This is a genomic window from Nonomuraea sp. NPDC001831, from assembly GCF_042892035.1.
Lineage (GTDB): Bacteria > Actinomycetota > Actinomycetes > Streptosporangiales > Streptosporangiaceae > Nonomuraea.
On sequence record NZ_JBIATU010000002.1, the window covers coordinates 17507 to 35256 of the forward strand.

General features: G+C 72.0%; 17 protein-coding genes. 10 read left to right on the forward strand and 7 right to left on the reverse strand.

The window, feature by feature from the left end:
* Positions 1-499: 499 nt before the first annotated feature.
* Positions 500-2329: a M14 family metallopeptidase gene (locus ACFYYW_RS05640; RefSeq protein WP_364388978.1), complete on the reverse strand. Its 1830-nt coding sequence runs from the start codon at positions 2327-2329 to the stop codon at positions 500-502.
* A gap of 72 nt (positions 2330-2401) precedes the next feature.
* Complete coding sequence (locus ACFYYW_RS05645; protein ID WP_352327563.1) at positions 2402-3094, reverse strand: nitroreductase family protein; 693 nt, start codon at positions 3092-3094, stop codon at positions 2402-2404.
* Between the two features lie 94 nt (positions 3095-3188).
* On the opposite strand from ACFYYW_RS05645, the gene ACFYYW_RS05650 reads away from it, so the two are divergent.
* The 3 genes from ACFYYW_RS05650 to ACFYYW_RS05660 are packed head-to-tail and all read left to right on the forward strand — an operon-like array spanning position 3189 to position 5375.
* Positions 3189-3701 carry an Lrp/AsnC family transcriptional regulator gene (locus ACFYYW_RS05650; RefSeq protein WP_352327564.1) on the forward strand — a complete coding sequence of 171 codons (513 nt, stop codon included), beginning with the start codon at positions 3189-3191 and terminating at the stop codon, positions 3699-3701.
* Positions 3702-3705: 4 nt separating this feature from the next.
* Positions 3706-4617 carry an ATP-binding cassette domain-containing protein gene (locus ACFYYW_RS05655; RefSeq protein WP_364416944.1) on the forward strand — a complete coding sequence of 304 codons (912 nt, stop codon included), beginning with the start codon at positions 3706-3708 and terminating at the stop codon, positions 4615-4617.
* On the forward strand, positions 4614-5375 hold the full coding sequence (locus ACFYYW_RS05660) for an ABC transporter permease (RefSeq protein ID WP_352327566.1): 762 nt from the start codon (positions 4614-4616) through the stop codon (positions 5373-5375). Before ACFYYW_RS05655 ends, ACFYYW_RS05660 begins: the two co-directional genes overlap by 4 nt.
* Positions 5376-5385: 10 nt before the next feature.
* Here the strand turns inward: ACFYYW_RS05660 and ACFYYW_RS05665 are convergent, their stop codons facing one another.
* Positions 5386-8547, reverse strand: coding sequence for a BTAD domain-containing putative transcriptional regulator (locus tag ACFYYW_RS05665; protein ID WP_387645562.1), 3162 nt, complete (start codon positions 8545-8547; stop codon positions 5386-5388).
* Positions 8548-8696: 149 nt separating this feature from the next.
* On the opposite strand from ACFYYW_RS05665, the gene ACFYYW_RS05670 reads away from it, so the two are divergent.
* Genes ACFYYW_RS05670 through ACFYYW_RS05680 form a run of 3 tightly spaced genes read left to right on the forward strand, consistent with a single transcriptional unit; the run spans position 8697 to position 10187 of the window.
* The gene (locus ACFYYW_RS05670; protein WP_387645564.1) at positions 8697-9599 is read left to right on the forward strand and encodes a hypothetical protein; all 903 of its coding nucleotides are present in this window, start codon (positions 8697-8699) and stop codon (positions 9597-9599) included.
* A gap of 9 nt (positions 9600-9608) precedes the next feature.
* Positions 9609-9842 carry a hypothetical protein gene (locus ACFYYW_RS05675; RefSeq protein ID WP_387645567.1) on the forward strand — a complete coding sequence of 78 codons (234 nt, stop codon included), beginning with the start codon at positions 9609-9611 and terminating at the stop codon, positions 9840-9842.
* A gap of 9 nt (positions 9843-9851) precedes the next feature.
* Complete coding sequence (locus ACFYYW_RS05680; RefSeq protein ID WP_387645570.1) at positions 9852-10187, forward strand: hypothetical protein; 336 nt, start codon at positions 9852-9854, stop codon at positions 10185-10187.
* Here ACFYYW_RS05680 and ACFYYW_RS05685 read toward each other — a convergent pair.
* Together ACFYYW_RS05685 and ACFYYW_RS05690 are read right to left on the reverse strand one after the other, a co-directional pair.
* Positions 10104-10703, reverse strand: coding sequence for a hypothetical protein (locus ACFYYW_RS05685; RefSeq protein ID WP_387645573.1), 600 nt, complete (start codon positions 10701-10703; stop codon positions 10104-10106). The genes ACFYYW_RS05680 and ACFYYW_RS05685 overlap by 84 nt on opposite strands.
* Positions 10704-10761: 58 nt before the next feature.
* On the reverse strand, positions 10762-12153 hold the full coding sequence (locus ACFYYW_RS05690; protein ID WP_352327571.1) for a selenium-binding protein SBP56-related protein: 1392 nt from the start codon (positions 12151-12153) through the stop codon (positions 10762-10764).
* Between the two features lie 106 nt (positions 12154-12259).
* Here ACFYYW_RS05690 and leuE point away from each other — a divergent pair, with 106 nt between their 5' ends.
* Together leuE and ACFYYW_RS05700 are read left to right on the forward strand one after the other, a co-directional pair.
* A complete protein-coding gene (gene leuE / locus ACFYYW_RS05695) occupies positions 12260-12913 on the forward strand; it encodes a leucine efflux protein LeuE (protein WP_387645576.1) in 654 nt (217 codons plus the stop codon).
* A gap of 203 nt (positions 12914-13116) precedes the next feature.
* Entirely contained in the window at positions 13117-13758 is a 642-nt protein-coding gene (locus ACFYYW_RS05700; RefSeq protein ID WP_352322688.1) for a VC0807 family protein, read from the forward strand.
* Here the strand turns inward: ACFYYW_RS05700 and ACFYYW_RS05705 are convergent.
* Together ACFYYW_RS05705 and ACFYYW_RS05710 are read right to left on the reverse strand one after the other, a co-directional pair.
* The gene (locus ACFYYW_RS05705) at positions 13666-14634 is read right to left on the reverse strand and encodes a hypothetical protein (RefSeq protein ID WP_387645580.1); all 969 of its coding nucleotides are present in this window, start codon (positions 14632-14634) and stop codon (positions 13666-13668) included. The genes ACFYYW_RS05700 and ACFYYW_RS05705 overlap by 93 nt on opposite strands.
* Positions 14635-14651: 17 nt before the next feature.
* Positions 14652-15827: a sensor histidine kinase gene (locus ACFYYW_RS05710; protein WP_387645582.1), complete on the reverse strand. Its 1176-nt coding sequence runs from the start codon at positions 15825-15827 to the stop codon at positions 14652-14654.
* A gap of 392 nt (positions 15828-16219) precedes the next feature.
* Between ACFYYW_RS05710 and ACFYYW_RS05715 the strand changes: the two genes are divergently transcribed.
* Positions 16220-16837, forward strand: coding sequence for a DedA family protein (locus ACFYYW_RS05715; protein ID WP_387645585.1), 618 nt, complete (start codon positions 16220-16222; stop codon positions 16835-16837).
* A 36-nt stretch (positions 16838-16873) separates the two neighbouring features.
* Positions 16874-17686 carry a DMT family transporter gene (locus tag ACFYYW_RS05720; protein ID WP_352322692.1) on the forward strand — a complete coding sequence of 271 codons (813 nt, stop codon included), beginning with the start codon at positions 16874-16876 and terminating at the stop codon, positions 17684-17686.
* Positions 17687-17750: the final 64 nt, after the last annotated feature.

Below are 17750 nucleotides of genomic sequence, written 5' to 3' on the forward strand. Positions count from 1 at the left end.
CGTTCTTCTGGCGTGCCGTACGGCTTGCACCGGGGGGTGAGAGCGCAAGCCGTACGGCACGGGCCCGTGGAGATGAGACACGGGCCTTTTCGGGGGGTGTCGGCGCAGGCCGGTGGAAAAGCAGGCGCGCGCGGAGCTTGCAGCGGCAGTCAGGGCCGGTGCGTCCGGCCGGGCCGCGTGACCGCTCCAGCGGCTGGGAAAAGGTGGGGGGTGTGCACGCCCGCAGCGCCGGGGGCGTGGGAGAAGGGGTCGTTCGGGCGGATGTCTCCGCAGCTCAGCGATGAGTCATGCGGGCGGCGAGCGAGTCATGGGCCATCCGATCCATGATTTCTTTTAGGAAAGTTTCCTAAGAGTTGTCGCGATCGTAGCCTTGACACCCTGTGCTTACAAGACCCAATCACGTGACGGCCCGTGACGTGCCGAAACGCGGGGTGCCGGAGCCGACGGCAGCGCCCCCTCGCCCGGACCGGGGTCCTGACGAGGGGGCGCGACGGTCGGGTCAGGGCTGCTGGGTGATCTTGACGTCGTCCACGCCGGCCTCCACCAGGGAGGCCCCGGAGGCGTCGGCCGCGTCGATGAGGATGCGGACCGTCTGGCCCGCGTAGGCGGTCAGGTCGGCCGTCGCCACGGCCCAGGCGCCGTTGCGGTTCGTGGCCGCGCCGGCCTGCTGCACCACGGTGGTCGTGGTGCCGCCGACCACGCGGACCCGGAAGTAGTCGGCGCTGGAGGCGTTCGAGCCGTGCGCCAGGTACCACGACAGCGACAGGCTCAGCGTGCCCGTCGAGGGCAGCGTGATCGGCGGCGACTGGATCGAGCTGACGCCGCCGTCGAGGTCGTAGTCACCGGCCGCGGCGCCCGCCAGGCGGCCGGTCACCAGGTCGTTCGTGCCGCTGACCGTGGTGCCGAGCTGCTTGGCGCCCGAGGAGGTGGTCGCCTCGGGGTCGCCCCGCTCCCACGCGCCCGTGGTGGCGGTGTCGGTGCCGGACGGGTTCACCGTCCAGCCGGTCGCCGTCTCGAACGTGTCGGACCAGACCGTCACCGGCGGCGTGCCGGTGCCGCAGTACTGGGACTCCTTGCCGATGATCCGGTAGACGCAGTCGGAGTACTCCAGGAAGCGCAGCACCGCCTCCTTGTTGCGGGTGGTCTGCGGGACGATCTGCTCGTCCGGCGGGTAGAAGCCGGGGCTCGCGCCGACCGGGTACATCTCGAACGTGAAGCTGAAGATCTTGTACTGGCCCCACATCCAGTCGTCGATCGTGCCGTCGGTGATGTAGAGGTCGCTGGACTGCTCGGGCGTGTAGCCGTTGGTGCCGGCCATGTTCTGGCCGAGGGTGGCGTGGGCGTCCCGGTCGTCCTGGGTCAGGCCGGGCGCGGTGTCGTCGTAGGTGAAGCCGTAGGGCCACAGGACCAGCTCGCTGTAGGTGTGCCAGTCGAGGTTCGTCCTGATCTGCTGCACGCCGCCGACGACCCGGCTGCGCACCCAGTCGGCCGCCGCCTTGACCTCGGGGGCCGACTCGGCGCTCGCGCCGCGGTAGGTCTCGCTGGAGGTCGAGCCCGAGGAGCCGCCGCAGCAGCCCCACTGGTAGGCCCAGTTGCGGTTGAGGTCGGTGCCGACCGAGGAGGAGCCGGAGTTCGGCTGCCGGTTCTTGCGCCAGGAACGGTAGGTGCCGCTGGCGATGTCGTACTCGCCGCCGTCCGGGTTGAGGTCCGGCATGATCCAGATCTCACGGGTGTTGACCAGGTTCGTGATCCTGGCGTCGGTGCCGTAGTTGTCGGTCAGCAGGTGCATGATGTACAGCGCCATCTCGACCGTGAGGTGCTCGCGGGCGTGCTGGTGGGCGGTGAACAGCACCTCGGGCTCGGCCTCGTCCGTGCCCACGTTGTCGCTGATCTTGACCAGGCGCATCGGCCGGCCCTCGTACGAGGTGCCGAACGTGCTCTGGCTCATGATCCCCGGATGCGCCGCGACCAGGGTGTTGATCTCGGCCGTCATCTCCGCGTAGTTGTGGTAGCCGGAGTCCGACGGCGGGAAGTCGAACGTCCCGACGGCGTCCGGCGGCGCCGGGCGCGGGGCCTCCGTCACCCGGTAGCCGAGCCGCCTGATGGCCGCGACCTCGGCCGCCGTGGCGGTGACCAGCACCGAGTTCGGCTGCACGTCCTCGATGGCGGCGCCCGTCGCCGCCACGGCGCTGCGCTGGCGCGCGTCGGCCGGGCCGGCGACCCGGTACTGCTTGTTCGCCGGTGGTTCCGCGCCGGCCCCGGCGCCGGTCATGCCGGTCAGGCTGACCATGCTCAGGACCGCCAGCAGAATGAGTAATCGGCGTTTCACCTCGTCCTCCTCGCCCGCGCGGGACTGGGGGTTTGACCCGCGCCTGAACTGAGAGTGAAGACGATGAGTGCCCTAGGAAAGACCCAATTTTCCGTCGAACCGGACCAGAGCCTCTTCCAGCGGTTTCCTGGCAAGATCCGGCACCTCGGCGTCGGGGGCGGCGTACCCGACGGGGAACAGGATGTAGGGCCGCTCGTTGGCCGGGCGCCGGCAGATCTCGCTGAGGAAGGCCATCGGGTTGGGGGTGTGGGTGAGCGTGGACAGGCCCATGGCGTGCAGGGCGGTGATGAACAGGCCGCAGGCGATGCCGACGCTCTCGTTGACGTAGTAGTGCTTGACCCTGCGGCCGCCGGGGCGCACGCCGTACTTCTCGGCGAAGCACACCACCAGCCACGGCACGACCTCCAGGTAGCCCTTGTCGGAGGTCGTCTCCAGCGGGGCCAGCGCCTCGCGCCACTCCTGCGGCAGCCTGCCGCCCTCGTAGTTGCGGCGTTCCTCCTCCTCGGCGGCCTCGCGGATGCGCCGCTTGACCTCCGGGTCGCCGATCACCACGAACTTCCACGGCTGCTGGTGCGCGCCCGACGGCGCGGTGTTGGCCGCCCGCACGGCCAGCTCGACGCACCGGTACGGCACCGGCTCGTCGCTGAAGAACCGCACGCTGCGCCGCCGGTCGGCCAGCGCGTGGAACTCCTCCCCGCGCTTGATCATCTCGTCGGCGTCGTAACGTTCGGGCCGGTAGGGGACGAACGGAAACTGGTGCTCCATAAGATCCGCAGTCTCGGCACGACCGGCGGGTCTGACAACACCGCTCGCCGTATGCTGCCGATCTGACAGCCGAATCGGCTTTTGGGAGGCGAATATGCCGGCACGTCGCCGCGGGCTCGACGATCTGGACCTGCGCGTCCTGCGACTGGTCGCCGACCGGCCGCGCAGCGGGCTGCTGGAGATCGCCCGGCTGCTCGGGGTGGCGCGGGGCACCGTACAGGCCAGGCTGGACCGGATGGCCGCGGACGGCGTGATCATCGACTACGGCCCGAACCTGTCCCCCGCCGCCCTCGGCTACCCGGTGCAGGCGTTCACCACCCTGGAGGTCGAGCAGGCCGCCCGCGAGCACATCTCCAGGACCCTGGAGTCCATCCCCGAGCTGCTCGAAGCCTGCATCGTGACCGGTCCCGGCGACGTCTGGTGCCGCGTCGCGGGCCGCGACAACGAGCACGTCCAGCGGGTGATCGACCGGATGCTGACGATCCCCGGCGTGCGCCGGAGCACCACCGTCATCGCGCTGTCCACCGTGGTGCCGCACCGGGTGCAGCCGCTGGCGGCGGCTGACAGGCAGCTGCCAGGCGGCTGCCAGCCCCCTCCGCGACCGTAGGGGCATGACTTACGCGATCGAAGCGGAAGGGCTCGTCAAGCGGTACGGCGACAAGACCGCGCTGGACGGCGTCGGCCTGCGGGTCAGGACCGGCACCGTGCTCGGCGTGCTCGGCCCCAACGGCGCGGGCAAGACCACCGCCGTCCGCATCCTGGCCACCCTCGCCGCCCCCGACGCCGGCCACGCCACGGTCGGCGGGCACGACGTCGTCACCCAGGCCCGCCGGGTCCGCGAGCTGATCGGCCTGACCGGCCAGTACGCCTCGGTCGACGAGAAGCTGACCGGCACCCAGAACCTCGTGCTCGTCGGCCGCCTGCTCGGCCTGTCCAGGACGGCCGCCCGGGCCAGGGCCGCCGAGCTGCTGGCCAGGTTCGGCCTGGAGGAGGCGGCGGGCCGGGCGGCGGCCGGCTACTCGGGCGGCATGCGCCGCCGGCTGGACCTGGCGGTCAGCCTGGTCAGCCGGCCCCGGATCCTGTTCCTCGACGAGCCGACGACCGGCCTCGACCCGCGGGCCCGCGGCGAGCTGTGGGACGTGGTCAGGGAACTGGTCGCGGACGGGGTGACGGTCCTGCTGACCACCCAGTACCTGGAGGAGGCCGACCAGCTCGCCGACGACCTGCTGGTCATCGACCGCGGCCGGGTGGCGGCGAGCGGCACGCCGGCCGAGCTCAAGTCGCTGGCCGGCGGCCACCGGCTGGACGTCCGGCCGCTGCACGCCGCCGACCTGGAGAAGGCCGGCTCGATCCTCGGCGCCACGGCCGTGGACGGGCTGCTCAGCGTGCCCGTGCACGACCTGGCCGCGCCGCCCGACCTGCTCAGGCGGCTGGACGACGCCGGGATCGTGCTGGCCGAGCACGCCCTGCGCCTGCCCTCCCTCGACGACGTCTTCCGCACACTCACCGGAGCGAGCTCATGACCACCGCGATCTCCCAAGGGCTGACGCTCGCCTGGCGCAGCCTGATCCCCCTGAAGAACAACCCCGGCCAGCTCGCCGGGCTGCTGCTCCAGCCCGTCTTCATGATCGTCATCTTCGTCTACCTGTTCGGCGGGGCGGCCGGGGGCGACCGGGCGGGGGCGGTGTCGTACATGCTGCCCGGCGTGCTCGTCCAGGTGGCGTTGATGGCGACGATCACGACGGGCATGAACCTGGCCACCGACATCGGCAACGGCGTGTTCGACCGGTTCAGGACCATGCCGATCGCCAGGTCGGCGCCGCTGGCCGGGCGCATCATGGCCGACCTGCTGACCCTGCTGATCACCATCGCCATGTCGCTGGCCGTGGGGTACGCCGTCGGCTTCCGCGTGCGGACCGATCCGCTGAGCGCGCTGGCCGGGATCGGCCTGGTGCTGCTCATGGTGACGGCCCTGAGCTGGGGATCGGCCTGGATCGGGCTGGTGGCCAAGTCGGTCGCCTCGATGCAGGGCATCGCCACCGCCGTGCTGCTGCCGCTCACGTTCGGCAGCAGCGCCTTCGTCCCCGCCACCGACCTGCCGGGCTGGCTGACCTGGTGGATGGGCGTCAACCCGGTCTCGCACCTGGCCGGCGCGCTGCGCGGTCTCCTGGTGGGCGGCCTGGCGGCGTCCGACGTGTGGATCACGCTCGGCTGGGCCGCCGCGCTGCTCGCCCTGTTCGCCCCCTTCGCCCTCCGGGCCTACAACAGGAAAGTACGATGATCGCGCTCTCCTACGTGGTGCTGCCGACCATCGAGTAGAGCTCGGCCGGCGGCAGGGCGGCGCCCTCGGCGAAACGGCGTTCGAAGAGCTCGTCGCCGAGTGCCCTCCTGGCCGCCGCGCGTCCTTCCGTGGTGTCGGGCGAGGTGTCCTGCGGGACGGCCGCCGACGCCGCGCCGAACAGCACCGCCGCCCGTTCCTGGTCGCCCGCGGCCTGCGCCGCCAGCGCGAACCCGGCCAGCGTCATCGACAACAGCGGCCGGTCCGGGCTGACGTCGCCGAGGACGTCGAGCGCCTGGCGGTGCCGGGCCAGCGCGGCGTCCAGGTCGCCGGCGCGGGCCAGCGCCCGGCCGTAGGAGGTCAGGTACACCGCGGTGATCTGCGGCACCCGGGGAGCCGCGGCGACGACGCCGTCCATGTCCCGGTAGATCGCCAGGCTGCCGTCCAGGTCGCCGAGCCGCTCCTGGTAGGCGGCCTCGCCCAGGCCGAGCATCACCAGCGTCCACGGCGAGGTCTCCTCGCCCACCCGGGACCTGGCCATGGCGAGGTCGGCGCCCGCGCCGTCCAGGTCGTCGACCCGCAGGCGCAGCTGGGCCAGCCGGATCAGGGTGGAGATCGACTCGTCGTCGCTGATCCATTCGCTGGTCAGCGACCTGGTCTCGGCGATCAGGTCGTCGGTGCCTGCGCCGCGCTCGGCCCGCAGGTCGGCCAGGCCCAGCAGCGCCTCGCTCAGCCCCCAGCGGTCGCCCAGCCGCCGGAACCCCTCGACCGCGCGTTCCAGCTCCCGCTCTCCCCCCGCCTGCATCCGGCCGCCGATCATCAGGGCGGCGGACGACAACCACAGGTCGTCGCTGCGGGCGTAGTCGCCGATCAGCGCGGCCGCCCGCTCGTCCTGCCCGGCCGCCGCAGCCATGACGACCCTGCTGATCAGCAGCAGCGGGTGCACCGGACCCTCCTGGACCGCCCGCTCCACCAGCTCCTCCATCCGGGTCGACAGCTCCAGCATGGCCGCCCGGTCGTTGCTGATCGTCCCGAACACGTCGACGCCGTAGGCGAACATGCAGGACGTGTACGCCCCCGCAAGCCCCGGCGGCGGCGTGTCACCCGCCAGGTCGAGCGCCTGCCTGGCCCAGGCCGCGCTCTCGCGGCGGTAGCCGCACATCCACCAGTACCAGTTGAGCGCCCCGCACAGCCGCAGCGCGGGCCCGGCCTCCCGCCGGTCGATCAGCCAGCGCAGCGCCGCCGCGAAGTCGTCGCGTTCCGCCGCCAGCCGTTCGATCCACTCCACCTGCGTGGCGGTGCGCAGCTCGGGCACCGCGCGTTCGGCCAGGTCGAGCAGGTGACGGGCGTGCCGGTCGCGGTACTCGGCGGTCTCGTCCGCCTCGGCCAGCCGTTCCAGGGCGTAGGCGCGGATGGTCTCCAGCATCGAGTACCGGCCTTCGGGCGACAGGCGCACCAGGGACTTGTCCGCCAGCGCGCCGAGGACGTCGGCCGTGCCGCCGCACACCTCCTCGACGGCCTCCAGGGTCGCGCCGCCGGCGAACACGCCGAGCCGCCTGGCCAGCACGCGCTCCCGCTCGTCGAGCAGGTCCCAGCTCCACTCCACGACCGCCCGCAGCGTCTGCTGGCGCGGCAGCGCGGTACGGCTGCCGCCGTCGAGCAGCCTGAACCTGTCGTCCAGCCGGTCGGCGAGCTGGCGCGGCGTCATCGTGCGCAGCCGGGCCGCGGCCAGCTCGATGGCCAGCGGCATGCCGTCGAGCCTGCGGCAGAGCGCGACCACGGCCGGCGCGTTGCCCTCGTCCACGGCGAACGACGGACGGGCCGCCGCCGCCCGGTCGACCAGCAGCCGCACCGACGGGTACGCCGCCGCCTCGGCGGGCCCGGCCCCCGACGGCGGGGGTTCGAGCGGCGGGAGGGGCAGCAGCCGCTCGCCCGGCACGTTGAGCGGCTCCCTGCTGGTGGCCAGCACCCGCAGCTCGGGGCACTCGTCGAGCAGCCGCTCGACCAGCACGGCCGCGGCCGTCACCACGTGCTCGCAGTTGTCCAGCACGACCAGCGCGGGCCGCTCGCCCAGCGCCGCGGCGACCTGCTCGACCACGTCCTTGGCCGCCTCGGGCGGGCGGTAGCCGGGGCCGTCGTCGCGCAGGCCGAGCGCGTCGAGCACGGCTCCAGGCACGCCGGCCGGGTCGCTGACCGAGGCCAGCTCCACCATCCACGCCACGACCGCCCGCCGGTCCCCGGCCTCTGCGGCCGTCGGAGGTGTGGCGGGTTCGGTGCGGGGCTGGGTGCGGGGTTCGGTGGACAGCTGGAGGGCCGCCTCGGTCGCCAGCCTGGTCTTGCCGGCGCCGCCGGGACCCACGAGCGTGACGAGCCGGTCGTCGCGGAGCAGGCCGGTGAGCCGTGCGAGCTCTGCCTCCCGGCCGATGAAGCTGGTGCGCGGCTTGCGTACGTTGCCCTTCGGCCGGCTCTTCGGCCGGCTCCTCGGCCAGACGACCGGAGGCTGCTCCGCGGACAACACGGCCAGGTGCGCGGCCCGCAGCTCGGCGCCGGGATCGACGCCCAGCTCGTCGGCCAGCCGGTGGCGGGTGCGTTCGAACAGCTCCAGCGCCTCGGCCTGCCGTCCGGACGCGGCCAGCCCGCGCATGGCCAGCCCGACCAGCCGCTCGCGCAACGGGTGCGCCGTCACCTCGGCGGCGAGCTCGACCGGCCGCCCGGCCGCCAGCAGGCGCTCGGCCCTGGCCTCGACCGCCGCCAGCCGCTCCTGCTCCAGCGCGGTAGCCGCGTCCGCCAAGTAGGGGACGGACGTGAGATCCGCCAGCGCCGCCCCACGCCACAACGCCAGCGCCCGGTCGGCGTCCTCGCCCGCCAGCCGCCGGAACGCCAGCGCGTCCACCTGCTCGGCGGGGAGGGTGAGGGCGTACCCGCCGGGACGGCTGTCGATCACCTCGTCCGGCCTGAGCGCCGCCCGCAGGCGTCTGACCAGCGTCTGCAGCGCGTTGGCCGCGTTGGCGGGCGGCTCCTGCGGCCAGAGCACGTCGATCAGCCGCTCGGCCGTGACCGTACGGCCCGCTTCGAGCGCCAGCACGGCCAGCAGCGCCCGCAGCCGGAGACCGCCGACCACGACCGGTCCCCCGTCGTTCTCGACCTCCAACGGCCCCAGGATGGATATCCGCACCCACCACATCCTGCCCTGCCTGCGCACATGCTCCGGTAGAGATCTTTCCCCCGCCCGTTTCCTCCCAGGGATGAACTCTTTCCACCGTCGCGCACCCGCCGTCCTGTTTTCGCGGACACGGAGCGTCATCGGTCGCTAACGTTCCGCCCGTGATCTCCTCCCAGCACGAGGCGCTGCACCGCGTCTTCCGTGACAATCCAGAGCTCTGCACGAGCGTCTTCAAGGTGCTCGACATCCCCTTCCCGTCACCGACCGAGGTCGCGGTGGTGGACACCGACCTGACCGAGATCAAGCCGATCGAGCGGCGCGCCGACACGATCATGATGTTCACGTCCCTGGAGGGACGGCACGTGGTCATCAGCGAGTCGCAGTCCAAGCCCGACGACCGCAAGACCGCGGCATGGGCGCACTACATCAGCCACGTGCACGTCAAGTTCGGCTGCCCGGTGACACTGCTGGTGATCTGCCAGGACGAGGCGACCGCCAAGTGGGCCGCCCTCCCGAAGACGATCGGCCTGCCGGACTGGCCGACGCTGTCCGTCCGCGCGGTCGTCGTGGGCCCGCACAACATCCCCGTGATCGACGACCTCGCCGAGGCGGTGAACGACGTGGTGCTCACCATGTTCTCGGCGCTGACCCACGCCCGTTCCAAGGAGGTCACTGCCATACTGGAAGTCCTGGCAGACGCCTTGGACACCACCGACACCACCAGCGCGGGACACATCGCCGAACAAACGGAAGTAGGCCTCGGAAACACCGACGCCCGACGAATCTGGAGAGACCTGATGGCGACCAAGACCTACCGCTACCAGTCCGAGTACGCCCAGATGCTCCGCGCCGAAGGCGAAGCCAAGGGCAGAGCTGAGGGCGAAGCCAAGGCGCTGCTGCGGATGCTCGACCGTCGTGGCGTAGTGGTCCCCGACGTCGTGCGTGAGCGCATCCTCTCCTGCACCGACACCACCGTCATTGACACCTGGATCGACCGGGCCGTCCACGCCACCAGCCTCACCGACATCTTCGGGATTGACGACGAGCAACCGGAACAGGGCTGACCGGCGGCCATGACGTACCGCTACCGCTCCGAGTACGCCCAGATGCTCCGCGCCGAAGGCGAAGCCAAGGTGCTGCTGATGATCCTCGACGGCCGTGGAGTGGTGATCCCCGACGAAGTGCGCCGGCGCATCACCTCATGCACGGACACCACCGTCCTGGAAGCCTGGTGCGAACGGGCCGTCCACGCCACCAGCCTCACCGACATCTTCGGCACGGACGACGAGCAACCGGAACAGGGGTGACGAGCGGCCATGACGTACCGCTACCGCTCCGAGTACGCCCAGATGCTGCGCGCCGAAGGCGAAGCCAAGGGCAGAGCCGAGGGCATGGCCGAGGGCATGGCCGAGGGCATGGCCAGGGGGCTCTTGTGGCTGCTGGACGGGCGAGGTGTGGAGGTACCCGATGCCGTGCGGGAGGGTGTCACCGCCTGCACGGACATCGCCGTCCTCGAAGCCTGGATCGACAGGGCCGTTCACGCCGACCGGCTCTGTGAGGTGTTCGGGTCAGGCCTGGAGGAGGGTGAGGAGGCCGGCGGCGATCAGGGCGACGGCCCACATGCGGTCCACGTTGAACCAGGCGCGGCGTAGGATCGTCAGGCCGAGCACCTCGTAGACCACCAGGGCCACGACGCCGGCCACCACGAACATGGCCAGCGTGTGCAGGGCCGCCACCGCCAGTCCCCCTGAGACGGCGTGGCCCGCGTGGCCCTCCGCGCGCAGCCCGGTGAGCACGGGCAGCAGCATGAGCCCGGCGCCGTGCGCCGACGACATCAGGAACGACCAGCCGGCGAGCTGGGCCAGCGACAGGCGCATGCCCACCCACCGGAAGTGGCGGGTGGACAGCAGACGCCACAGCCCGAACGCCACCAGCACCAGCCCGCCGGCCACCGGCAGCGCCGCGCCCGTCACCAGGGAGCCGGTGGCGGCCACGACCAGGGCGACCAGGGCCACCGACGCCAGGTGGCCCAGGGCGATCACGGGGATCGACTGGAGCAGCAGGTCGCGGCTGCGCTCCTGCAGGCCGCGGGCCACCGCGAAGAGCCAGCCCATGGCCGGGTTCAGGCCGTGGAAGGCCCCGAGCAGCAGGACCGTCGCGGTGCTCATGGCGGGCATGTGGCGGTGCTCCTGGCGGGCATGGTGGCGAGCACGGTGGCGGGCACGGTCACGGGTAGCAGTAGGAGTCGGAGGAGGCGTCGCCGCCCTGGAGGCGTACCTGGTGGGGGCGCAGGCCGCGGAAGGCGTCGCCGTGGGGGAAGAAGGCGGTGTCGAAGGTGAAGGAGTCGGCGTCGACCTTGGCGAGCCAGGCTCCGACGCCCTCGGGGTAGAACTGGTCGTCCCAGGAGCCGTACAGGGAGTTGGTGAGGTAGACGCGGCGGCCGTCGCGGCTCACCTCGACCATCTGGGGGCCGCCGCGCAGCGGGAGGCCGGGCTCGGCGGGGTGCGGGGTGCGCCGGGTGATGCCGCCGATCCGCAGGGATCCCAGCTCGACCGGCTTGTACGGGTCCGACACGTCGTACTGCTTCAGCTCTCCGGTGCCCCAGCACGAGACGTACAGGCGCTGGTCGTCCACGGACAGGGCGATGTCGGTGACCAGCGGCGGCACGGCGGCGAAGGGCTGCAGCACGGGCGGCAGCAGGGCGGGGTCGGCCGGTTCGGCGGGGATGGTGATGACCTTCCGCGCCTGCCAGCGGCCGTCCTCGTGGAACCACAGCCAGACGGAGGCCGACAGGTCCTCGACGCTGGTGACCACGCCGACGAAGCCGTACAGGCGGGTGGGGTCGTGGGCGGGGCGCAGCTCCAGCGGCATCTGGTGCTGGTCGCCCAGGTCCACCTCCTGGACGTGCCGGCGCTTGCGCAGGTCCCAGAAGTGCAGCTTGTGGCCGTACTTGCGGCCGAGCAGCAGCTCGCCGACCACGCCGTCCTCGATCATGGACGGCGTGCCCCACTCGGAGGTGATCAGCACGTCGTGGTTGATGTGCCACCAGAAGTCGTAGGCGAGGTACTGCGGCCCGCGGTCCAGCTCCCACCGGCCGAGCACCTCGAAGGAGGTGTGGTCGAGCACGGCGATGCCGCCGGGGCCCTCGGCTCCGTCCGCGCCGCCGAGCGCCGAGACGTACAGGCCCTCGGGGCCGCAGTGGACGGTGTGCGGGCGGGAGTAGCCCGCCCGCCTGGCCAGCGACTCGGCGTCGATCACCTTGACCAGCTCGGGGCTGATCCGGTCCTTGGTGTCGTAGATGTGGATGCGCGAGGAGCGCAGGCCGGGGACGACCAGGTAGCGCCGCTCGACGTGCGGGTGCGGCGCGTTGGGGCACAGGGCGCTGCTGCAGGCGTTCCAGCCGAAGTGGTGCAGCTCGTCGCCGGTGCCGGGCAGGTCGGTCCAGCCGATGACCGTGCCGTAGGCCGGGGAGGCGGGGTCGGTGTCGAGCACGGCCAGCGCGTCCGGACGGTTCGCCGACCGGTCGAAGGCGGCGACGTAGGCCAGCTTCTCCACGGGGGCCTCGACGGCGTCGCGCGGGGAGGGGTAGAACGTGGGGTCGGGGGTCCAGAGAGCCATGACACCAGATATTCACGAGTATCCCTACTGGGTCAATAGGCATCAGCGCCGCAAAGCACAGCCACCGACCGACTGAATCGGCACATATCGCGCGATACCGTTAAGTGTGTTCTTCGGTATCACGGACATCTGGACCTACGTCGTCGGCGCCTTCTTCATCGTGCTGCTGCCGGGCCCGAACTCCCTGTACGTCCTCAGCTTCGCCGCCCAGCACGGCGTCCGGCAGGGCTACCGGGCCGCGGCGGGCGTGTTCCTCGGCGACACCGTCCTGATGGTGCTCGCCGCCGCCGGGGCCGCGTCCCTGCTGCGCGCGACGCCCGCGCTGTTCACCGTCGTCAAGTACGCCGGCGCCGCCTACCTGGCCTGGCTCGGCTTCCAGATGATCCGCGGCGCGGTAAGGGCCTGGCGGGCCCGTCCGGGGGCGGCGGACGAGTCCGGGGCGGCGCCCGTGCGGCAGGCCCGGCCGTTCCGCAAGGCCCTGACGATCAGCCTGCTGAACCCGAAGGCGATCCTGTTCTTCCTGTCGTTCTTCATCCCGTTCGTGGACCCCGGGTACAGCGCCCCCTGGTTGTCGTTCCTCATCCTGGGCGCGGTGATCCAGATCTTCAGCGTGCTCTATCTCACCACGCTGATCTTCTCCGGCACGTTCCTGGCCGGCCAGTTCCGCCGGCACCGGAAGCTGAGCGCGGGCCTGACCTCGGGCGTCGGCGCGCTGTTCCTCGGGTTCGGCGCCAAGCTCGCCACGGCGTCACTCGGCTGAAAGCCGGGTTCAAGGGTGAACTGGTTTCGTATGGAACAGATGGAACGCGGCAAAAGCGGCAGTCCTACTCGCCGGGCTCCGGTACGGTAGGCCACCGGCCTTCGGGAGTCGCACCCGGCGGTGACGACGACCGGTCCATCCGGCAAGCCTGGACCCCCGAAGCCCGGGTAGACGCTGATCGTCGGCCTATCTGCGGAGCAGCCTTGAACCACCATCCGGTCGCACTCCCCCGTCTGACCGCGCTCGCCCGTCAGGCGGCCCCCCGCCTGCTCGAAGGCGTGGTCGCCCCCCTGCTGGTGTTCTACCTCGCCATGGTCGTGCTGGGCTTCAAGTGGGCCTTGGTGGCCACGGTCTCCTGGGTGTACCTCGGCGTGGCCTGGCGGCTGGCCAGAGGGGTCAAGGTGCCCGCCACCATGTTCCTGGCCGCGTTCGCGGTCACGGTGCGGGCCCTGGTGTCGTTCTGGACGGGCACCTGGATGTGGTTCTTCATCCAGCCGGAGCTGGGCACGATCTGCATCAGCATGGTCTTCCTGGCCTCCGTCCGGTTCAACCGGCCGCTGGTGCAGAAGCTCACCCTCGACTACATCCACCTGCCGTCGGCCGTGCTCAAGCACGAGCGGGTGCGCAGGTTCTTCGCCAGGATCACGCTGCTGTGGGCGTTCGTGCTGCTGGCCAACTCGACGCTGAGCATCTTCCTGGCGGTCTACGAGAAGCTGGAGGGCTCGCTCGGCGCGTTCATGGTGCTGCGCACCTCAGCGGTGGCCGTGATCAGCGGGCTGGCGATCACGTTCTCGATCCTGGCGTTCAAGCGCGTCCTGGCCAGGCTGCACGTGGCCCACGCCTGACCGTTCGGCCAGCAGGAACGCTCCACACATCCCCATCACCAGCCCGGTCAGCATGCCGAACAGCTCGGCGAAGTCCGCGACGCCCGTGCCGCCGTAGGCCAGCGGGCCGCCCGTGGACCTGACGATCATCGAGAACAGCCCCCAGCCGAACAGCGAGCCCGACCCCAGCCAGGCCAGCGCCAGCGGCCGCCAGAACGGGCCGTTCCCGCGCCGCCTGACCAGGGCCACCAGCGCGGCCGCCCCGCCCACCGCGAGCAGCGCCTTCAACCCGTTCTGGACGGCCTGCACGGTCCCGTCGAACGCCATGACGACGCGCAGCACCGCGACGACGGCCGCCACCACGAGCGCACCCCACGCCACCACCTCCTGGAACGACCTGGTCGCGCTCGGGAACGGCAGCCTGACCGGGGTGGTGAAGACGGCCGGCCAGCGGTCGCGGGCGTAGAGGGCGAAGGCCGTCATGAGGGCGACGCCCAGGGTGATGAAACCGCCGTAGACGACCAGATAGACCCAGGTCTGGATGGGACCGCCGCTGAAGATCGCCAGGCCGCCGATGAGCACGATCAGCGGGGTCGTGGCGGCCAGCACCGACAGCAGGCCGGTGCCCACCCAGAGCGGCAGCAGCACCAGCCAGGCGGGCAGCCGCATGCCCCAGCGCATGGTGAAGGCCAGCGCCAGCAGCAGCCCGGCGGCCTCCATGGCGAAGGTCAGCGCGTTCATCCCGAGCATCTGCCCGCTGTCCATGAGCGCCGGGTCGGAGACGCCGACCGGGGCGCCGGTCAGCCAGAGCGTCTTGATCGTGAGGTAGGGCAGCGTGGCGGCGACCGCCACGATCGCGGCGGTGAGCCGGCCGATGCCCGCTCGCTGTTCTGTCATGCCCCCGATCGTGCGCCTCAGGCGGGCCGGCCCCCTCCCGAGCGGCGGGGATCCGCCTCCCCCTCTCGGGGGAGCTCGACGGCCAGCTGGAAGCCGTCGCCGTCGGGGCCGGCCGTCAGCGTGGCGCCGGCCAGCCGTACGCGCTCGCGCAGCCCCGCCAGGCCCAGCCCGCCGCGCCGGGCGCTGGGACGCGAGCTCGGCGGGCCGTTGCGCACGACCACCCGGTGCGGCGCGACCGACACGGCGACCGCCGCGCCCGGCGCGTGCTTGGCCGCGTTCGTCAGCCCTTCCTGGACGACGGCGTGCGCCAGCTCCGGCGACGCCCCCGGCGCCACCTCCAGGGTGATCGACATGCCGGAGTCCCTGGCCCGGCCGACCAGCTCGGCGACGTCCTCGCCCACCGGGGACAGCGGGGCCTCCTCGGCGTCCTCGCGCAGCAGGCCGATGATCTGGCGCAGCCGCTCGGTCGCGTCGGCCGCCGCCATGCGCAGCTCGCCGGCCGCCTTGACCTGGGCCGGGCCGAGGCCGGGGGCGAGTTCGAGCCCGCCGGCGCGGACCGCGATCAGCGCCAGGTCGTGGCCGAGCGAGTCGTGCATCTCGCGGGCGATCCTGGCCCGCTCGCGCAGCCGCGCCTGCGCCTCGACCGACAGCCGCGCCTGCCGCCGCTGCTGGAGCACGCCCCGCCGGAGCAGCCCCAGCAGGTACGGCAACACGTACGTGCCGACCAGCCCGGTGCCCATCGACACCCACAGCGCCAGGTCACCGCCCTGGAGCAGCACGGCCCCGCAGCCGATGGCCGTGATCAGGCAGAACACGGCGCCCGCGGGCCACAGCCGGGTCGTGCGCCGGCCGGTGAGGTAGGCGTACCAGATGATGAACGGCGAGGTGGCGAGCAGCGGCAGGATCTTCACGCCGCGCCGGGGCAGCAGCCACGTCAGGTCCACCGTCGCGAAGCCCTCGGTGAAGGTCCACGGGCCGAGCGGCAGCAGCAGCACCAGCGCCGCCAGCGGCCAGGGACGGCCCACGAGCACGGCCAGCGCGGCCAGCCCCACCCTGGGCAGCGTCACCAGCACGAACCCGGCCGGATCGGCGAACGGGTCGGGGCCCATGGCGGTCACGAAGATGCCCAGCACGGCCCACAGCAGCAGGTCGAGGACGACCTGACGGCGGTTCTCACGACGCAGACGGTTCACGCACCGACGTTATCCGCCGCCGGGCGGGGCCGGTCCCGCCCGAAGGTCAGGCGGCGCCCCTGACGAAAGTCAGGGTGGGGCCTGGTCCAGTGATCACGGTGGGGCTACCTCCACCTGAAAGGCGGATACCTCCTCTCCTGTGTCCGGGGCCCGCAACCGGTTTGATCGTGGGTGTCACGCGGAAGTCGCACTCCCGCCCCTGACGAAAGTAGGGGGTGGCGCGGGTCGATGGGCCGATGTGCCATGACCTGCGGAATTTCTACCTTCATGGGGTAGGCGGCCCTGACCCTCCTAGGGGACGGGCCCGCGTTCGACCGGGGGCATCCCCGATGTCCCCGGTCCGCTCACGCCGACAGGCTTGGTGAGTGCCCTGACGATCGGAGTCCACGCATATGTCGCACGCCATTCTCGACCTCGTCCAGCAGGTGATGTCATCGCCATGGCTGTACGTGGCGCTGTTCGCCCTGGCGCTGCTCGACGGGTTCTTCCCCGTCGTGCCCGCCGAGACGTCGGTCATCACCGCGGCGGTGTTCGCCGCCTCCGGCCAGACCAACCTGGCCCTGGTGATCCTTGTCTCGGCGCTCGGCGCGTTCGCCGGCGACCACGTGTCGTACCTGATCGGCAACAGGTCGGCGGGGCGGCTGCGGGGCAAGAAGGCATTCGTCTGGGCGCGTGGCGCGCTGGCCGAGCGGGGCGGGCTGGTGCTGGTCGTGGCCAGGTACATCCCCGGCGGGCGGACCGCGACGACGCTGACCATGGGCGCCGTGGGGCATCCGCTGCGCTCGTTCACGTTCTTCGACGCCATCGCGGCGAGCTCGTGGGCCGTGTACTCCGGGCTGATCGGCTTCTTCGGCGGCATGGCCTTCGAGAACGACCCGATCAAGGGCCTGCTGCTGGGCCTCGGGATCGCGCTGTCGATCACCGGCCTCGTCGAGCTGGTGCGGTGGGCCAGGAAGCGGCGCGCCACCCAGCCTTCCCCGGAGCACCTTCCGGTGGACACGTCCGTTTGACCCTGTCGGGCAACCATCCGTCTGAAAGGAGTGCGCATGAGTGTGCTGGCCGCGGCGATCGCGCTGGTCGGTTCGCTGTTCTTCGCGCTCGGGGCCGCGCTGCAGCAGTTCGAGGCGGCGGGCTCGGCCAAGCCCGCGCTGCTGACCCTGCTGCGCAGGCCGCGCTGGCTGCTCGGCGGCGTCTCCATCGTGACGGGCGGCGGCCTGCACATCGTCGCCCTCGGGCTCGGCCCGCTGACCGTGGTGCAGCCGATGGGGGTGGCCAGCCTGCTGTTCGCGCTGCCCATCGCCGCCGCGCTGCACGGCCGCCGGCCCTCCCGCAAGGAGCTGGCCGCGGCGGGCGTGGTCGCGGCCGGGCTGATCGGCCTGGTGCTGCTGGTGCCCGAGTCCGACGGGCCGACGTACCTGGCGCCCACGGGCGTGCTCACCCTGCTCGCCGTGGCCGGCGTCGCGGCGGTGCTGCTGTGGGCCGGCTCGAAGGCGGCCTCCCCTGCCGGCCGGGCCGCGCTGCTCGCCACGGGCTCCGGCGTCCTGTACGGCGCGACCGCCACGCTCATGCGCGTGCTCGTGGACGGCGGCTGGAACTGGTGGTACCTGCTGGCCCTGCCGGTCCCGCTGCTGCTGGCGCTGGTGATGCTGCAACGCGCCTACGCCGTCGGGCACTTCGGCGTCTCCTTCGCCTCGCTGCAGATCGCCGACCCGCTCACGGCGGTGGCCTTCGGGGCGCTGCTGCTCGGCGAGCCGCTGCCGTCCGGCCTCGCGCCGATCGCGGCCGCCGCCCTCACCGCGGCCGGCACGTTCGCCCTGGCGCGGACGTCCCCGCTGGAGGCGCGCAACGACCTCGCCTGACCCCCTCCCCTGACCGAAACCCCCTGTTCGTCCATCGGCCCTCCCCCAGCCGTCCCCCCTTGTG

Coding starts and splice junctions, on each gene's coding strand:
- ACFYYW_RS05645 (WP_352327563.1), bottom strand. CDS start 3,094: ATGGAGCACCAGTTTCCGTTCGTCCCCTACCGGCCCGAACGTTACGAC.
- ACFYYW_RS05650 (WP_352327564.1), top strand. CDS start 3,189: ATGCCGGCACGTCGCCGCGGGCTCGACGATCTGGACCTGCGCGTCCTG.
- ACFYYW_RS05655 (WP_364416944.1), top strand. CDS start 3,706: ATGACTTACGCGATCGAAGCGGAAGGGCTCGTCAAGCGGTACGGCGAC.
- ACFYYW_RS05660 (WP_352327566.1), top strand. CDS start 4,614: ATGACCACCGCGATCTCCCAAGGGCTGACGCTCGCCTGGCGCAGCCTG.
- ACFYYW_RS05675 (WP_387645567.1), top strand. CDS start 9,609: ATGACGTACCGCTACCGCTCCGAGTACGCCCAGATGCTCCGCGCCGAA.
- ACFYYW_RS05680 (WP_387645570.1), top strand. CDS start 9,852: ATGACGTACCGCTACCGCTCCGAGTACGCCCAGATGCTGCGCGCCGAA.
- ACFYYW_RS05685 (WP_387645573.1), bottom strand. CDS start 10,703: ATGAGCACCGCGACGGTCCTGCTGCTCGGGGCCTTCCACGGCCTGAAC.
- ACFYYW_RS05690 (WP_352327571.1), bottom strand. CDS start 12,153: ATGGCTCTCTGGACCCCCGACCCCACGTTCTACCCCTCCCCGCGCGAC.
- ACFYYW_RS05705 (WP_387645580.1), bottom strand. CDS start 14,634: ATGACAGAACAGCGAGCGGGCATCGGCCGGCTCACCGCCGCGATCGTG.
- ACFYYW_RS05715 (WP_387645585.1), top strand. CDS start 16,220: ATGTCGCACGCCATTCTCGACCTCGTCCAGCAGGTGATGTCATCGCCA.
- ACFYYW_RS05720 (WP_352322692.1), top strand. CDS start 16,874: ATGAGTGTGCTGGCCGCGGCGATCGCGCTGGTCGGTTCGCTGTTCTTC.